The sequence below is a fragment of the Brucella sp. GW823-FHT04E01 genome (assembly GCF_058796175.1).
The window spans coordinates 109,087-124,615 of sequence record NZ_JBXAIK010000003.1 but is presented as its reverse complement, the minus strand read 5'-3'; the positions used below and the strand labels follow the sequence as shown (position 1 = coordinate 124,615).

Genomic DNA, 15,529 nt, shown 5'->3' with positions numbered 1-15,529 from the left:
CCTGCAGCTTCCAACACTTGTAAGGTCAAGACCGTTTTTTTGCGCAGGGACGTGACCCGATCACGAACAGTGCGAAGGCTCCGGCCCTCACATGCAAGAGCAGCATCGTTTGATCGATCGCTTCTTCTCTTTCCCGGAATATTGGCGAAACAACGCGCGAGATTGGCCGCCAAACGAGGTTGCAGCTGCCACCAATACTCTCCTTGGGAAAATAACTCTCAGGGCCTTGACCTTTCCACCGTTGGAAACAGCAAGGTCGTCAAATGACCGTCGTCATGTCCCGCTGGCAGACGCTGCGGCCCTATGAAGGAGAACGAGAATGAGTAATAGAGCCGCCGCCCTGTTCCTGGCCGGCGCCGTCATCGTTGGTGGTACCTTTTATGCGGTCTATCGAGACGATATCGAGCCATATACCCAAAGATTCCTCTCGCTTGTTTCATCCGCAGCCGCACAGCCCGCTCAAATGCCTGCTCCCCAAGTACCGGTTGCCGAGGTCGTCACACGCAATGTTGCCCCATCCGTAGAGTTTACCGGTCATACCGAGGCCACAAGGACAGTTGACCTGCGTCCACGTGTAGGTGGGGCCATAGTTAGCGTCAGCGTTCCTGAAGGCGGCCTTGTTCGACCCGGCGATCTTCTGTTCCAGATCGATGCAAGGCCGTTCCAGGTCGCATTGGATGCAGCCAAAGCTCAATTGCAGCAGGCTATTGCTTTGCTTGATCAAGCTGAGATCGATTTCAAACGCGCTGAAGCGCTGGCTCCGAATGGGACTGTATCGCGTAAGACCTTTGATGATGCGAGGGCTGCACTTAGGCAGCGCAAGGCTCAGGTGGAGATCGTCAAGGCTGCCATTGCAGCTGCAGAACTCGATCTGTCTTTCACGCGTGTCACAGCACCGATTGCCGGTCGCGTTGATCGCGTTCTTGTCACAGAAGGCAATCTCGTTACCGGCGGCAATGCGGGGGCTGCCACGCTTCTCACCACGATTGTTTCGACCGATCCACTCTATGTTTATTTCGATATCGATGAAGCAACCTATCTGGAATTCGCAGCTCGTGGACGCGCATCCGTGACGGAGGGCGAAGCAGACAGGCTTCCGGTTAAGGTCGGCTTGATGACCGATAATGGCCACCCGCTTGTCGGCGAACTCGATTTTCTCGGCAACCGCATCGACCGGGGCACAGGCACGATCAGAGCCCGTGCAATCGTTCAGAATTACGACGACAGGCTGGCTCCTGGCCTTTTCGTCCGAGTGAAGCTCGTGACTGCCGAACCGACCCAAACCGTACTCATTGATGAGCAGGCGATTGCCGTCGACCAAGGGCGACGCTATGTGCTGGTACTCGGAGCGGAGAATAAGGCAGAGTACCGCCCGATTGAACTGGGACCGATGATCGACGGAATGCGCGTTATTTCTGCGGGACTCAAGTCCGGTGAAAAAATCATCATCAAGGGGCTCGTTCGCCCCGGAATGGAAGTCGATCCGCAGATAGTGCCGATGCTCTCCAACCAGCAGGGCGAAGCTGCCCAGACTGCAGCAGAAGTTCGGGAGGCGCTTCGATGAACATCCCGCGCTTTTTCGTAGATCGCCCGATCTTTGCGGTTGTCCTCTCTGTCCTGATGTTGATTGGTGGAGGACTCACACTCCTGAAGCTGCCCTTGAGTGAGTATCCGCAGGTAACTCCTCCAACGGTGCAGGTTACGGCGAACTATCCGGGTGCCAGCCCTGAAGTGATCGCCGAAACGGTCGCCGCGCCGCTGGAGCAGGTCATTAATGGCGTGGAGAATATGCTCTATATGAGCTCGCAGGCTGCCACCGATGGACGTATGACGTTGACCGTGACGTTCCAGCAGGGCACGGATCCTGACATGGCGCAAATTCAGGTGCAGAATCGTGTCTCACGCGCGCTTCCGCGTCTGCCGCAGGAGGTTCAGCGCATCGGCGTGGTGACGCAAAAGACTTCGCCCGATATTCTGATGGTGGTTCATCTCGTATCACCCGATGATCGCTATGATCCGCTCTATCTGTCGAATTTCGCCACCTTGCAGGTACGCGACCAGCTTGCGCGTATCTCGGGTGTAGGCGATGTGCTTGTCTGGGGGGCTGGTGAATACTCCATGCGGGTCTGGCTTGATCCGGCGAAAGTGGCCGCCCGCGGTCTGACCGCTTCGGACGTCGTGGCAGCAATTCAGGAGCAGAATGCCCAGGTAGCCGCAGGCTCGGTAGGCCAACAACCAGATGCCTCGGCTGCACTTCAGGTTACGGTCAATACACTCGGCAGGTTATCCAATGAGGAACAGTTCGGCGATATCGTCGTCAAGACCGGCGCTGATGGTCAGGTTACCCGGTTGCGGGACGTTTCACGAATCGAACTAGGGGCTGACGGCTATGCTCTGCGCAGTCTTCTCGATGGAAAACCGGCACTGGCGATGCAGATCGTCCAGAGCCCCGGCGCCAACGCACTCGATGTAGCCAGCGCCATTCGCGGCACCATGGAAGAACTGCAGAAGGGGTTTCCCGAAGGGATCGAATATCGCATTGCCTATGATCCCACAGTCTTCGTGAAAGCCTCCCTTGAGGCTGTCGTGATGACATTGCTTGAAGCCATCGTCCTGGTCGTAATCGTTGTCGTGCTCTTCCTTCAGACTTGGCGTGCTTCGATCATTCCTTTGGTCGCCGTGCCGATATCGTTGGTCGGCACATTCGCCCTCATGTATATGTTCGGTTTCTCGCTGAACACGCTATCTCTGTTCGGCTTGGTGCTGTCCATCGGAATTGTGGTCGATGACGCTATCGTCGTCGTCGAAAATGTCGAGCGTCACATCGCGCTCGGCGAAACGCCCAAGCAAGCTGCTCGCAAGGCTATGGACGAAGTGACGGGACCAATCATTGCCATTACGTCTGTGCTCTCGGCGGTCTTCATCCCGTCCGCATTTCTGTCCGGCCTGCAAGGTGAGTTCTATCGCCAGTTCGCCCTCACAATCGCAATTTCGACCATCCTGTCGGCAATCAATTCCCTCACACTTTCTCCCGCACTTGCAGGCGTGCTCTTGAAGCCGCATCACGGCGACGTGAAACGTGATCTCCTGACACGGGTGATCGACGGTTTGTTCGGCTGGTTCTTCAGGCTCTTCAACCGGTTCTTCGACAGTGCATCGACTGCCTATGTCTGGTCGGTGCGACGCGCCTTGAGGTTGAGCACGCTCGTCCTGTTCGTCTATGCTGGCCTGCTTGGCATGACATGGATGGGGTTCCAGACTGTACCCAGCGGATTTGTTCCGGCTCAAGACAAATATTATCTCGTTGGTATTGCGCAGCTGCCGACGGGAGCGTCGCTCGACAGAACCGAGGCGGTGGTTAAGAAAATGTCGGAGATCGCACTTGCCGAACCCGGCGTGGAAAGTGTGGTCGCTTTCCCGGGGCTTTCGGTCAATGGCATGGTCAATATCCCGAACGCTGCTGTCATGTTCACGATGCTCAAGCCCTTTGACGAACGTAACGATCCCTCCTTGTCCGCCTTTGCCATAGCAGGCCGCTTGATGGGCAAGTTCAGCCAGATACCTGATGGTTTTGCCGGTATATTTCCGCCACCGCCGGTTCCTGGCCTCGGTACGACTGGAGGTTTCAAAATCCAGATCGAAGACAGGGCCAGCCTGGGGCTTGAAGCGCTTGCCGAGGCGCAAGGGGCAATCATGGCCAAGGCGATGCAGGCACCTGAACTCGCGGGCATGCTTGCAAGCTTCCAGATGAATGCGCCGCAGGTTCAGGTGGATATCGACAGGGTGAAAGCCAAATCGCAAGGTGTGCCCCTCAACACAATTTTTGAAACGCTGCAGGTGAACCTTGGTTCTCTCTATGTGAATGATTTCAATCGTTTTGGCAGGACTTATCGGGTGGTTGTCCAGGCAGATGCGCCTTTCCGGATGCACCCGGAAGATATTGGCCGACTGAAGGTGCGCAACATGGCTGGTGAAATGATTCCGTTGTCGGCGCTTTTGACGATCCAGCATAGTTCGGGACCGGATCGCGTCATGCATTACAACAGCTTCCCATCGGCCGATATCAGCGGCGGTCCGGCGCCCGGCTATTCGTTCGGACAGGCAACAGCCGCAATAGAACGCATAATGACAGAAACCCTGCCATCCGGCATGGCCTTCGAATGGACCGAGCTCGCTTATCAGGAGAAGCAGGCCGGAAACACGGCAATGTATATTTTCCCACTTTCCGTTCTACTCGCTTTTCTCATTCTGGCTGCCCAGTATAATAGCTGGTCGTTACCGCTCGCTGTATTGCTGATCGCGCCGATGGCTCTGCTTTCGGCAATTGTCGGGGTCTGGCTTACCGGTGGCGACAACAACATTTTTACTCAGATCGGTTTCGTCGTTCTGGTTGGCCTTGCTGCCAAGAATGCGATCCTGATCGTCGAGTTCGCGCGAGCAAAGGAAAATGAGGGCGTCGATCCGTTAAATGCCGTGCTAGAGGCGGCACGGCTTCGACTTCGACCCATACTGATGACTTCGCTCGCCTTCATTGCCGGTGTCGTACCACTTGTGATCGCAACAGGAGCGGGTGCCGAAATGCGGCATGTCATGGGCATAGCCGTGTTTTCCGGCATGCTCGGCGTCACGTTGTTCGGGCTGCTCCTGACACCGATATTCTACGTCGTGGTGCGAAAACTCGCATTGCGTCGAGATAAAAATGTTGCAGGATCGGCACAAGAACAGAAACCATGACAATAAGCCGAAGCAACCTGACATACGGGAATGCGGAAGAAAACTTGGACTATCAAGAAGGTGGTTCATGTATTCATACGAAGACAATATCCGAGCAAAAACACATTAAACGGCCAATTCCAAGAATACGGCGTCGGCTTGATCTGCGTTCAGCAGTTTGCTCCCCGAGCCCTGAATACTCAAATGTTCACAGGGGGCCGTTGTTGAACAGTTTAAAAGAGAAGGCGGCGCCATAACGGCGAAAGGCACTAGCCGGAACTCCAACGGATTCCGGCTAGTGCTTCGTTCTCTCATTGCCATCCGGTTATCATGCCTTATGGGGCGATTGCTCGTAGCGATCGTGGCGGCGTACCCAGTCCATTCCGCCGACCTCGTTGCGGCCCTTCGGAGCGAGATCGAGCATATTGTAAGTGCCCATCATTGCCTCGACACCGCGTCCATAAGTGGAGTAGGTGCGGAAGACCTCGCCTGCATTGTCCTTGTAGAAGGCGCTGACGCCCGGCCATTCTTCACCGTTTTCCTTCCATTCGCCGAAGTTATAGTCAATTTTTCCGCTGGCGACTTCATCGGCTGAGAAGCTCACCCGAAAATCGTAGTTGAAGTCAGTGTCAAACGACGACACCCATTTGAACTCCCAGCCCATACGTTTGCGGTAACGTTCAATGTCGGCAAGCGGCGCGCGGGAGACGGCGATCATGGTAACGTCGTGATGCGCAAGGTGCTTGTTCATACCGTCGGTGTGGTCAGCCATGAAGGAGCAGCTGGGACAGCCTTCCTTCCATCCCGGCGCAAACATGAAATGCTGCACCAAGAGTTGAGACCTACCGTCGAAGAGATCGGACAGCGTGCGTGTGCCCTCCGGCGTGTCGAAGACATATTCCTTGTCGATGCGCACCCACGGCAAGGCGAGCCGCTGCTGGGCAACCTTGTCGCGAAGATGTGTCAGCTCCTTCTCCGCTTTCAGGAAATCCCGGCGAGCGGTCAGCCAGTCATCATGTGAAACAACAGCGTGTTGCATTGTGAGTCTCCTATGGTTTGGTATTGGGGAGTTGGAAACGGGCGGCAAAAAGCTTCATCCACGGCGATAGGTGAAAGAGGCTCATCAACACGTACATCACGGCCATACTGTTGACGGCGGCGAAGGTCGATGCGTCAGAACACATCATTATGTCCTGCGAGCCGGATGCAGAAATCCACGCCATCAGCGCGAATGTCGGAGTTGCGGCGAGCCCAATCCAACCGGACGCTTTGCCCGTCAGTCTGGACGGCGAACCGACCTTTCCTATTACGGTGCGCATTGGCATTTCCGCTTCTCCCATCGAATTGCCGTTTCCAGCGGTTGCGATACAATGAAGCTAGCTCGGATGGAGGCGCGCGTGAGAGTTACAAGTGTGACGGGATTTCAATGGACCCACTGATCGCCGCCGCTGCAAACGCTCTCTCGGCAGGCGATCCCCTCGCCGCGCTGAAAAGGGTTGCATTACGTGATGACCCGCCAGCGCTGGCGTTGCGCGGCATCGCAATGGCGCAACTCGGAGACTTTGTGCGCGCTAGGGGGCTTCTGCGAAGCGCTGCGCGTAATTTCGGTCCGAAAGAACTTGTAGCCCGTGCGCGTTGCGTCGTTGCCGAAGCCGAAATCGCACTTGTTTCGCGTGATCTCGGCCGGTCATTGCAAAGGCTCAATGCAGCCCGGTCGGCACTTCAAGCGTTCGGTGACCGCAGCAACGCGGCCCACGCCGGCTATCTCGAAGCCCGGCACCTTCTCCTGATCGGCCGTCTTGATGAAGCCGAAGCATTGCTCAGTCAGTTGGATGACAGCGCTCTGCCTCGCGCGTCGCTGGCCGGTCGGGAACTGGTGGCGGCTGGCATAGCCATCCGCCGCATCAGGACCGAACTGGCGAAAGCAGCTCTGGAACGGGCAAGACAGGCGGCGACAGACGCACGTATTCCGGCGCTCTCGACCGAGGTCGACCGGGCAGAACAAGCATTCGGCGCGCCAGCAGCTCGCTTGGTAGCCTGTGGCAAAGAGCGCTTGCTCCATCTCGAAGACATCGAAAGGCTTTTGGCCTCCGATACACTCATAGTGGATACCTGCCGCAATGTAGTGCGTGGAGGAACAACAATAGTTCCACTCATCACTCGTCCGGTGCTGCTTAAACTCATGCGCGCTCTGGCGGAAGCTTGGCCGAAGGATGTAGCACGTGAGACGCTTCTCAAACGGGCTTTCAACGCGCGGCAAGCTGATGTGTCACACCGCGCGCGCCTGCGTGTTGAAGTTGCCCGGCTGCGTGAGGCCGTCAAACCGCTGGCGACACTGAATGCAACCAGGGACGGGTTTGTTCTGCAACCTCACACCACGCGCAATGTCGCCGTGCTGGTGCCGCACGTAGAAGGCGACCATGCCCAAATCCTAGCTTTGCTCAGCGATGGGGAAGCCTGGTCGAGTTCGGCATTGGCGCTCGCCTTGAACGTGAGCCCACGTACGGTGCAGCGAGCACTCGAAGAGCTTGCTCGCGACAGCAAGGTCGAGACATTCGGACGCGGAAGAGCATGCCGCTGGATCGCGGCGAGTGTGCCTGGATTCCCGACAAGCTTGTTGCTCCCCACCACGCAGATTTACAGTTAGGATGAAGACATGAAACACTCAACCGCTGAAATCATCCGTGAATATGGCCCCTTCCCCGATGCAGATGACGTGGCCGGGGTCAGCTTCGACGGCAATAAAGTTTGGTTTGCAACGGGCAAGAAACTGAATGCTCTTGACCCCGAAAGCGGAGAGATCCTGCGCTCGCTCGACGTCGCGGCCGATGCGGGAACCGCGTTCGACGGCGAGCACTTGTTCCAGATCGGTGATTCCATCATCCGAAAGATCGACCCCAAGACCGGAGAGATAGTCGCCACAATACCGGCTCCCGGAAATGGCGGAAACTCCGGCCTGGCCTGGGCAGAGGGTTCGCTCTGGGTCGGACAGCATCGCGCTCGAAAGATACATCAGGTGAACCCCGAGACAGGAGAAGTACTGCGCACGATCGAATCCGATCGGTTCGTCACCGGCGTCACTTGGGTCGACGGCGAACTTTGGCACGGCACGTGGGAAGACATCGGCAGTGATATTCGCCGCATCGATCAGAAAACGGGTGCCCTGCTAGAACGTTTGGACATGCCGGACGGAACCGGAGTATCGGGACTTGAATCCGATGGCGGCGACCTCTTTTTCTGCGGAGGTGGAAGCAGCGGAAAGGTAAGAGCTATTCGTCGGCCCCGACATGGCATCAAATGAGCGCATCGTAGCGGAAGCGCCGGTATGGGCGGAGTGCTGTTCGGGGCGCTACTACATCCGACAGCTGGACATAATGAGCGAAAGCCTTCGCCATATGCGTTCATTGTAAACAAATAGGGTCAATACGATCAGACTAATTGCAACAAGGTTGGTGCATGACGAATGGGCATCCAGACACAGAAGCCGATAGCCCGCGACAAACATGAAGCCCATCGCTTCATGTTTGGGCGATTTGAAAGCATCCATAAGCTTCGTAGACCAGCTAACACTGGGAGGCGCATCGCCGCTTGTCATACCAGAAGCCGCCCTCGCCTTTTCGTGAGCTGACAATCCTGTCGAAGTCTGCCTGTCACCAATTTGATTTCATCTACAGTTTCCTTAACTACTGACCCACACATTGAAGTGCGAACACATAGATTCCTTCATAAGAGATTTTCTTTTTATGTTGTATAACAATGTCTTATGGATATTCTTCTTACTCTCAAACACAATTGGCATCATCATTTGACATTAGTCAGATCGTATGTTTGTCGTGTTGATCGAAAGATTTTTCTGTGCAACTCAGTCACAACAGAGACAGTAGGAAACGAGTATGACATCGGGCGCTCAAACACCGTCTGCGCATGCCATCCCGGCCGAGTTCGATGACGCCATCATCTGGGCGGCATGGCTCTATTACGAGAACCAGCTGACCCAGAACGAAATTGCACAGATGATTGGCGTTTCACGCGCAACCATAGTTAACTATCTGCAGGAAGCGCGACAAAGAGGCGTTGTGCGCATTCTGATGAATCCTGAAATCGCGACACGCACGCATATCGCACGTAAATTGGCTGCGCGGTTTGGATTGTCGGAAGTGCTCGTCATTCCATCGGAAAAATCATTCACGACAGAAACGCGTCTGAAAACGCTGGGCGCAGGTGGTGCACGTTTGATGGAACGCATAGTCAAGCCAGGCCAAACCATCTGTGTTTCATGGGGACGCACAGTACTCGCCGTCGCCGACGCTATTTCATTGCCGCAAGCCATGGAAGGGGTGGTCGTAGTGCAGGTCACTGGTTCCTCCATCGGCAAAAGAGAGTTTTCCGCAGAGCTTTGCACATCGATCATGGCGCGAAACATGGGAGCGACCAGCGTCAATATGCTGGCTCCGGCAGTACTGAGCACGGCCAAGCTACGGGATGCCCTTATGAGCGAACCCGTACTCCAACGACAGTTCGAACTGATCGGCCAGGCCAATATAATTGTGTTCGGTGTCGGCGGCCTGGCCGCCGACAGCACGATGCGCATCGCCGATGTGACCAGTAATGAAGAGATTGATGCTTATGCTCGTGAGGGGGCCGCAGCGGTTCTGATATGCCGCTTTCTTGATCGCGACGGTAACCAAATCGTCCGCGAATTCGACCAGCGCGTTATCGGCATCGAACTGGATGAACTGCGTGGTGTGCCAACGAGGCTCTGCGTTGCGGGTGGAGTCCAGAAGGTCGAAGCGATCCGCGCTGTTCTAAAGGGTGGTTACGCCACGCATCTGGTTACTGATATGGACGCCGCCGAACAGCTTCTTGCCGATTAGAGGGCGAGCCGATTTTCGACCGGCCCACCATCCGTCAGTTTATTGATGAACAGGCACTGTGTTCATGAACGCAAGCGTATCATCGAACGAACGGATACCCGCATCTGAACCGAGTCCCGTCGCGACCAGCGCTGCGGACGCCTGAGCGAAATTCAAAGCAGTTTTCAAGTCCATCTTGCGACGCAATGCTGTAATGAATCCGGCGTCAAAAGCATCACCGCATCCGGTCGTGTCAACAACCTCAATCCGGAAAGCAGGTTGACGCACGATTTCTCCCGATGCGTCCATGAAACAGACGCCGTCGCCACCCAGCGTGAACACGCAATGCTTCACACCGCGTTCGAGGAAGAATGCTCCCGCGCCTTCGGCATCCGCTGCCCCCGAAATCTGCTTCGCTTCCTCGATGGACGGCATGAAGTAATCGATATGTGGGAAGAGTGGAGCGATAAGGTCAAGCGTGCCATCATTCGCGCCAAGCAGATCGAAGGTTGTCGTCCTTCCGCGCGCCTTTGCTTCAGCAAGCAACTTACGGCTCGGTTCGCCGTCGAGCCTTGCCAGCAGGCCGGTACCTCCCAGGTGAATGATCGGTGGTTCCAGCACTGCATCCAGCGCATCGTCGGCGATCTCGAAATGATCGGATGCACCACGTGCATGCAAAGCCGGGCGCTCGCCGTTGCGGCGGATATTCAGAATCGTCGATGATGTTGGCACGCCTCTAAGACGCTGCATCTGTGCCGTATCGACCCCAAAACGTTGTAGCGTCGCGATAACAAAATCGGCCTTCTCATCGTCGCCAACTGCACCCACAGCCAGACAGTTGAGACCGAGTTTGGCTAGGTCCACCACCGTACCGCCGGCGGTGCCTGCAACGGTCAACCGGATTTCATCTATAAACTCAACATTTCCGCCTGGCGGAATCGCATCGACCGGCCGACCGAGCACATCAAGAATATAAAGCCCGACGACCGACACATCGTGTGACATGAAAAACCTCCCAGAAAATGCACAAGACCGCATCAAGAGCGCTTAAGCCAAAGCGCGATTATTTTGGTTTCAGCCGCGATCACGCAAAGCAAAGATTGTGCCAGAAAGCAGAATGAAAATACCTACGATAGCGAGCTGCAGCGTGCTTGGAATGCCAACAAAAATCAGCACATTACTGACAATCGTGATGAGAAGCACGCCGAGTAACGTCCCCATCACTGAGCCTGAACCGCCTGTGATACGCGCTCCGCCCAGCACAACGGCGGCGATAATTTCAAGCTCCATACCTGCAAGGTCAAAAGGATTTGCAAGACGATTACTCGAAACGTGCACGACGCCCGCAATGCCGGCTAGAAGGCCCGCATAAGCAAAGACGAAAATACGCACACGGAAAAGGTTGACACCCAGTCTTTCGGCAATGCCCGGATTGCCGCCAACCGCAAAAATCGCGCGTCCCATCAGTGTCCGCTCAAGAATGAACCACGTCACGAGGGCAGCAGCCACAAGAACCAGAACCGTCGCCGGTAGAACGGAGACTACACCATTCGATGCATGATGGGTGAAGAGTGATGCCTTGCCAAATGCATCCATCGCCACCGGAATATTCATGAACAGCGCGGTCCCGACAAAGGTCAGCAGAAAGCTGCGGATCACGTATTGCGTGCCGATGGTGACGATAAGCGAAGGTGCCTGCAGCTTCTGGACCAGCAAGCCGTTCAACGCACCGAAAGCAGCCCCCCCAATTGCCGCAAGGATCAGAATGATCGTCATCGGCATTTCGGGGAACCAGTTCGTAACCAGCATGGTAAGAGCGTACATCACAAAGGCTGCAATTGCGGTGAACGAGACGTCAATCCCGCCCGAAGCCAGCACGACCAGCACGCCCATCGCAAACAGTCCGCGCACGACGGAAGCGCGTAGAATATCCACGATATTGCTCATTTGCAGGAAATCAGGATTGGCTGCGATCACGACGACGCAGGTCACGATAATCAAAAGAAGCGTGAACATTTCAGGCCTGCGGCCCATCATATCCCAGAGCCGCGCACCAATACCGGGCTGACCTTTGTCCGTAACGTTGGCTGATACGATCTCGGTCATTGTGCCACCTCCTTCGACGTGCTGGCCATGGATTGGTAGATGGCATCTTCGGTCAGGTCTTCGGCAGCATGTGCTGCAACAATACGGCCCTGACGCATGATGAGAATGCGGTCACAGTTCTGCAGAAGCTCCGGCAGGTCGTCGCTGATGATGATGACGCCCATGCCATCATCGGCTAGGCGCTGGATGATGCGGAAGATCGTATCTTTCGAACCGACATCAACCCCGACTGTTGGCCCATGCAGAATTAACAGTTGCGGGTTAATGGTCAGCCAGCGACCGATCAAAACGCGCTGTTGATTGCCCCCCGATAAAGACTGTACCGGTATGGTGACATCCGGCGCTACAATCTGAAGATCCGCGACACTTTCCTCCGCAACACGGCGTGCGCGACGATCACTGATGATGCCTAGTGCATTGCGCAGCCGATCGAGGATCGGCAAGGTGATATTATCCTGTATGGGCTTTTCGAGGAAAAGGCCTTCCGTCAGCCGATCTTCCGGCACATAACCGATGCCATATTCAATGGCCTGTGCCGTCGATTGTGGTGCGATTTCGCGCCCGTTCAAGCGTACCTTACCATTCGTTGCCGGTTTGACGGCAGCAAGAGCAAGCGCAAGCTCGTTACGACCAGAATCCAGCAGTCCCGTGACACCGAGTATCTCGCCTTTTCTGAGACTGAATGAGACATCCTGAAAGGCTTCACCGTCGCCAAGCTTTTCAACTTCGAGCATGACTTCGCCCAGCTTGGGCTCGGTGCGATAGCGCGTTTGGCTAATTTCGCGACCCGTCATCCAATGACTGAATTCCGCTTTGCTATGCCCAGCGACGTCAAGTTCGGCCACTTTCAATCCGTCGCGCATGATAATTGCACGTCCGCCAAGCAATTTGCATTCATCAAGCTTGTGCGTGACGAACAACACCGCGACACCCTTGTTGCGAAGGCGTTCTACCACGTGCAACAGATTTTCAACTTCCTGACGCGTCAGCGATGTCGTAGGCTCGTCCATGATAACGAGACGCGCTTCGGACGCAACGGCGCGTGCAATGGCAATCAGCTGGCGGGTCGCCAGCGGTAGCGTGTCGGTTCGGCGCGAAAGAAACGCCTTGTCGGTTGGTAGGTGCACTTCGGCAAGCGCCCGTCGCGCTGTTTCATTCAGAAGGGAAACGTTCAATCGGCGAGCAAGGCGCCCAGAGGCTTCAACAAGCTGTTCGGTAAAGGCCACGTTTTCCGCAACGGAAAGATTTGGAAGCAGCGACAGGTCCTGATAGACGGTTTCGATCCCGGCGCGAAGGGCTCCTATGGCGCCGAGATCGCCAGCACGCGAGCCTATAACCTCACCATCAATCAGTATTTGCCCCTCATCGGCAGGTTGCGCACCCGAGAGGATTTTGATCAGCGTGCTCTTACCGCAACCGTTCTCTCCCATCAGATGGTAGATTTGTCCGGCTTCGATCGTCAGACTGACGTCTTTCAGTGCCTTCACGCCGCCAAAGGATTTCTTGACGTTTCTGACCTCAAGAAACGGTGGTACAGGATGTGTCGTGGCATTGACGGCGTGCATGGCAAATTCCTGAAATTATCGAATATTCTTTCCAGGACCGCCGTAGTGTGGTCGGCCCCGGAAGTCAGCTTTGGTGCGTTATTATTCGATCAGAACGGGAAGTCCTTGTAGTTGGATTTGTCCGCATCGACCCAGGCCTGCCCCTGGATGATGATGCCCTTGCCCGGTCCCTTGATGACAGTCATTTTCTCGTAACCCGGTACACCAAGGTCGATACCATCCTTGATCTCCTCGCCCTTCAGAACGAGATCGGAGACCTTGTTCATGACATAGCCAGCGTCTTTCGGATCCCAGAAGAAGATCTGGTCGACGGCGCCGCTTTCCAGATATGGGCCGGTATCTTTTGGCAGACCGAGACCGTACACACATGTCTTGTCTTGAAGACCGGCCTCCTCGACAGCGCGGCCAATCCCGATCACATCGATGGCAGAGGATCCCTGAAAGCCCTTGATATCCGGATATTTGCGGAGAATCTCCTTGGCTTTTTCATAGGCGCGGTTGGCATCGTTGAACGACTCGTTCTTTTCCGCCACCAGCTCCATGTCCGGATATTGCTTGGCGTTTTCTGCACCAGCATCAACCCACTGATTGTGAGTCAGGCTGCCCAGTGATCCAACGAAAGAAGTCCACTTACCGGACTTACCCATGCATTCAGCAAGCTTTTCGTTGATGCGTGCGCCGAAAGCCTTGTTGTCGAAGGCTTCGATATCGACGTCCGTATTGACCAGACTATCGCCTTCATGGGTGATGACCTTGATACCACGCTGCGAAGCGCGACGCAGTACACCTTCAAGCGCTGATGGGTCCATAGGCACGATCGCAATCGCTGAGACGTTCTTGGCGACGAGATCTTCGATAATACGGGTCTGCTGGGCGGCATCCGCTTTTGCGGGTCCGACCTGGCTGGTGCTCACGTTGGGATTATCTTTGCCATAAGCATCAACCCCTTCGTTCATACGGGTAAACCAGTTTTCGCCGGTAACCTTGACCACTGTCACGATGGTGGGCTTGTCTTGGGCAAATGCCGCCCCTGCTACGACTGTACTGGCAAGCATTGTGCCAGCTATTAGTTTGGAAAACATGCTCATATGACTCCTCCATGAATATAAGCAGATTGTTTCTTTAGGTGTTTGCCAGCGTCCTTCATCTCGAAGTTGCCGGCTTTGTTTCTATTGTCGTTTTGGTCGTAACCAGTAACCCAAGTGCACGCGTGCCGATGCGAGCAACGCGAGAAGCAGAACACCCCAAGCGAGGTCGCGGAAGAAATTCGAAATGTTCATGAAGTTAAACAGGCTTGAGAGAATCTGCAGCGCGGTTGCAGCCAGCAACACACAGATCACCTTGCCATATCCACCTTCCGGCTTGACGCCGCCAAGAACGGCGATGAGGATAGCAATCAGCACATAAGACCCACCGTAATCCCACTTTACGGACGAGTTGCGTGCCGCGATGATAATTCCCGCAACGGACGCGAGCAGGCCGCACAGCGTATAGGTGATGAGGAGCATGCGTTTCTCATTGATACCACCGTAGCGCGCCGCCTTGGCGTTGCTTCCGAGCAGCATGAGTTTCACGCCAAAAGGCGTATATTTCAGCAGAAATGAAAGCGCCGCAGCGATAACCAGAAATAGCGCGAAACACATGGGAATGCCGAGAATGGGCATGTTGCCGAAATTATCCAGCGGCTCGATGTAACCCATGCTGACGGCTGAACCGTTAGTGAGATAGACGGCTATGCCGGTAAAAAGAAGCTGTGTCCCAAGCGTAGCGATCAACGGAGTCAGGCGTGCATAGGCTATTACAACCCCATTGATAATGCCGCCAACCAGCCCGACAACGAGCGCTAAACCAGCGAATACCCATGAAAACAGCAAAGGCGCATCAGCAGCCGGAATGTAATGGCGTGTCAGTAAGAACGCGATAATGCCAGCGAGATTTGCTAGCGCTATGCCGGACAGATCGATCCCGCCATTGCCGGAAATCATCGCCAGCATAACCCCCAGCGCAAGAAGTCCCAACTCCGGAACCTGTGAAGCCATCGACTGCAGATTATAACTGTCCATGAAATTGGAGCCGGCCAGAAAGCCGCCCGCTGCCAGAACAGCAACATTGATCAACGCCAGAAATAGCGTCTGTCGATCCAGGCTATTCGATGACACGTCCATCCTCCCGCTATCGAAGCACCTCTTTGATCATCAAACCCTGCCGCCTCCAGACAGTCTTATGACTTGAAGATCAAACTCACTTTTGACATTTGTCAGTCACTTTTGTCTCTTGTCAATATGTTTCCCC

At 55.3% G+C, this 15,529-nt stretch carries 12 protein-coding genes; 5 read left to right on the top strand and 7 right to left on the bottom strand.

Features of this window, described 5'->3' with window-relative positions; genetic code table 11:
- Positions 1 to 319 precede the first annotated feature (319 nt).
- Positions 320 to 1,564, top strand: a complete 1,245-nt coding sequence (locus tag AC1RHM_RS10925) for an efflux RND transporter periplasmic adaptor subunit (protein WP_010659233.1) — start codon at positions 320 to 322, stop codon at positions 1,562 to 1,564.
- Entirely contained in the window at positions 1,561 to 4,734 is a 3,174-nt protein-coding gene (locus AC1RHM_RS10920) for an efflux RND transporter permease subunit (RefSeq protein WP_010659234.1), read from the top strand. The genes AC1RHM_RS10925 and AC1RHM_RS10920 overlap by 4 nt, the downstream gene beginning before the upstream one ends.
- A 307-nt stretch (positions 4,735 to 5,041) precedes the next feature.
- On the opposite strand, the gene AC1RHM_RS10915 is transcribed toward AC1RHM_RS10920, so the two are convergent.
- Together AC1RHM_RS10915 and AC1RHM_RS10910 are read right to left on the bottom strand one after the other, a co-directional pair.
- Positions 5,042 to 5,752 carry a DUF899 domain-containing protein gene (locus tag AC1RHM_RS10915; protein WP_010659235.1) on the bottom strand — a complete coding sequence of 237 codons (711 nt, stop codon included), beginning with the start codon at positions 5,750 to 5,752 and terminating at the stop codon, positions 5,042 to 5,044.
- A gap of 10 nt (positions 5,753 to 5,762) precedes the next feature.
- Positions 5,763 to 6,053, bottom strand: a complete 291-nt coding sequence (locus AC1RHM_RS10910) for a hypothetical protein (RefSeq protein WP_036563506.1) — start codon at positions 6,051 to 6,053, stop codon at positions 5,763 to 5,765.
- 86 nt (positions 6,054 to 6,139) lie between these two features.
- On the opposite strand from AC1RHM_RS10910, the gene AC1RHM_RS10905 reads away from it, so the two are divergent.
- The 3 genes from AC1RHM_RS10905 to AC1RHM_RS10895 all read left to right on the top strand — a co-directional run bounded on the left by AC1RHM_RS10905 (position 6,140) and on the right by AC1RHM_RS10895 (position 9,587).
- The gene (locus AC1RHM_RS10905) at positions 6,140 to 7,360 is read left to right on the top strand and encodes an HTH domain-containing protein (RefSeq protein WP_151607528.1); all 1,221 of its coding nucleotides are present in this window, start codon (positions 6,140 to 6,142) and stop codon (positions 7,358 to 7,360) included.
- Between the two features lie 9 nt (positions 7,361 to 7,369).
- The gene (locus AC1RHM_RS10900) at positions 7,370 to 8,014 is read left to right on the top strand and encodes an NHL repeat-containing protein (protein ID WP_010659238.1); all 645 of its coding nucleotides are present in this window, start codon (positions 7,370 to 7,372) and stop codon (positions 8,012 to 8,014) included.
- A 592-nt stretch (positions 8,015 to 8,606) separates the two neighbouring features.
- Positions 8,607 to 9,587 carry a sugar-binding transcriptional regulator gene (locus tag AC1RHM_RS10895; protein WP_010659239.1) on the top strand — a complete coding sequence of 327 codons (981 nt, stop codon included), beginning with the start codon at positions 8,607 to 8,609 and terminating at the stop codon, positions 9,585 to 9,587.
- A 39-nt stretch (positions 9,588 to 9,626) separates the two neighbouring features.
- Here AC1RHM_RS10895 and AC1RHM_RS10890 read toward each other — a convergent pair whose 3' ends face one another.
- From AC1RHM_RS10890 to AC1RHM_RS10870, 5 genes are all read right to left on the bottom strand, one after another.
- Positions 9,627 to 10,571: a carbohydrate kinase family protein gene (locus AC1RHM_RS10890; RefSeq protein WP_010659240.1), complete on the bottom strand. Its 945-nt coding sequence runs from the start codon at positions 10,569 to 10,571 to the stop codon at positions 9,627 to 9,629.
- Positions 10,572 to 10,640: 69 nt separating this feature from the next.
- A complete protein-coding gene (locus AC1RHM_RS10885) occupies positions 10,641 to 11,672 on the bottom strand; it encodes an ABC transporter permease (protein ID WP_010659241.1) in 1,032 nt (343 codons plus the stop codon).
- A complete protein-coding gene (locus AC1RHM_RS10880; protein WP_010659242.1) occupies positions 11,669 to 13,237 on the bottom strand; it encodes a sugar ABC transporter ATP-binding protein in 1,569 nt (522 codons plus the stop codon). The genes AC1RHM_RS10885 and AC1RHM_RS10880 overlap by 4 nt, the downstream gene beginning before the upstream one ends.
- A gap of 89 nt (positions 13,238 to 13,326) precedes the next feature.
- The gene (locus AC1RHM_RS10875) at positions 13,327 to 14,325 is read right to left on the bottom strand and encodes an autoinducer 2 ABC transporter substrate-binding protein (RefSeq protein WP_010659243.1); all 999 of its coding nucleotides are present in this window, start codon (positions 14,323 to 14,325) and stop codon (positions 13,327 to 13,329) included.
- Between the two features lie 81 nt (positions 14,326 to 14,406).
- The gene (locus AC1RHM_RS10870; RefSeq protein WP_010659244.1) at positions 14,407 to 15,396 is read right to left on the bottom strand and encodes an ABC transporter permease; all 990 of its coding nucleotides are present in this window, start codon (positions 15,394 to 15,396) and stop codon (positions 14,407 to 14,409) included.
- Positions 15,397 to 15,529: the final 133 nt, after the last annotated feature.

Bases quoted from the DNA above. Each gene is read 5' to 3' on its own strand.
- AC1RHM_RS10905 (WP_151607528.1), top strand. From the start codon at position 6,140: ATGGACCCACTGATCGCCGCCGCTGCAAACGCTCTCTCGGCAGGCGAT.
- AC1RHM_RS10900 (WP_010659238.1), top strand. From the start codon at position 7,370: ATGAAACACTCAACCGCTGAAATCATCCGTGAATATGGCCCCTTCCCC.
- AC1RHM_RS10925 (WP_010659233.1), top strand. From the start codon at position 320: ATGAGTAATAGAGCCGCCGCCCTGTTCCTGGCCGGCGCCGTCATCGTT.
- AC1RHM_RS10875 (WP_010659243.1), bottom strand. From the start codon at position 14,325: ATGAGCATGTTTTCCAAACTAATAGCTGGCACAATGCTTGCCAGTACA.
- AC1RHM_RS10885 (WP_010659241.1), bottom strand. From the start codon at position 11,672: ATGACCGAGATCGTATCAGCCAACGTTACGGACAAAGGTCAGCCCGGT.
- AC1RHM_RS10895 (WP_010659239.1), top strand. From the start codon at position 8,607: ATGACATCGGGCGCTCAAACACCGTCTGCGCATGCCATCCCGGCCGAG.
- AC1RHM_RS10920 (WP_010659234.1), top strand. From the start codon at position 1,561: ATGAACATCCCGCGCTTTTTCGTAGATCGCCCGATCTTTGCGGTTGTC.
- AC1RHM_RS10910 (WP_036563506.1), bottom strand. From the start codon at position 6,053: ATGGGAGAAGCGGAAATGCCAATGCGCACCGTAATAGGAAAGGTCGGT.
- AC1RHM_RS10890 (WP_010659240.1), bottom strand. From the start codon at position 10,571: ATGTCACACGATGTGTCGGTCGTCGGGCTTTATATTCTTGATGTGCTC.
- AC1RHM_RS10915 (WP_010659235.1), bottom strand. From the start codon at position 5,752: ATGCAACACGCTGTTGTTTCACATGATGACTGGCTGACCGCTCGCCGG.
- AC1RHM_RS10880 (WP_010659242.1), bottom strand. From the start codon at position 13,237: ATGCACGCCGTCAATGCCACGACACATCCTGTACCACCGTTTCTTGAG.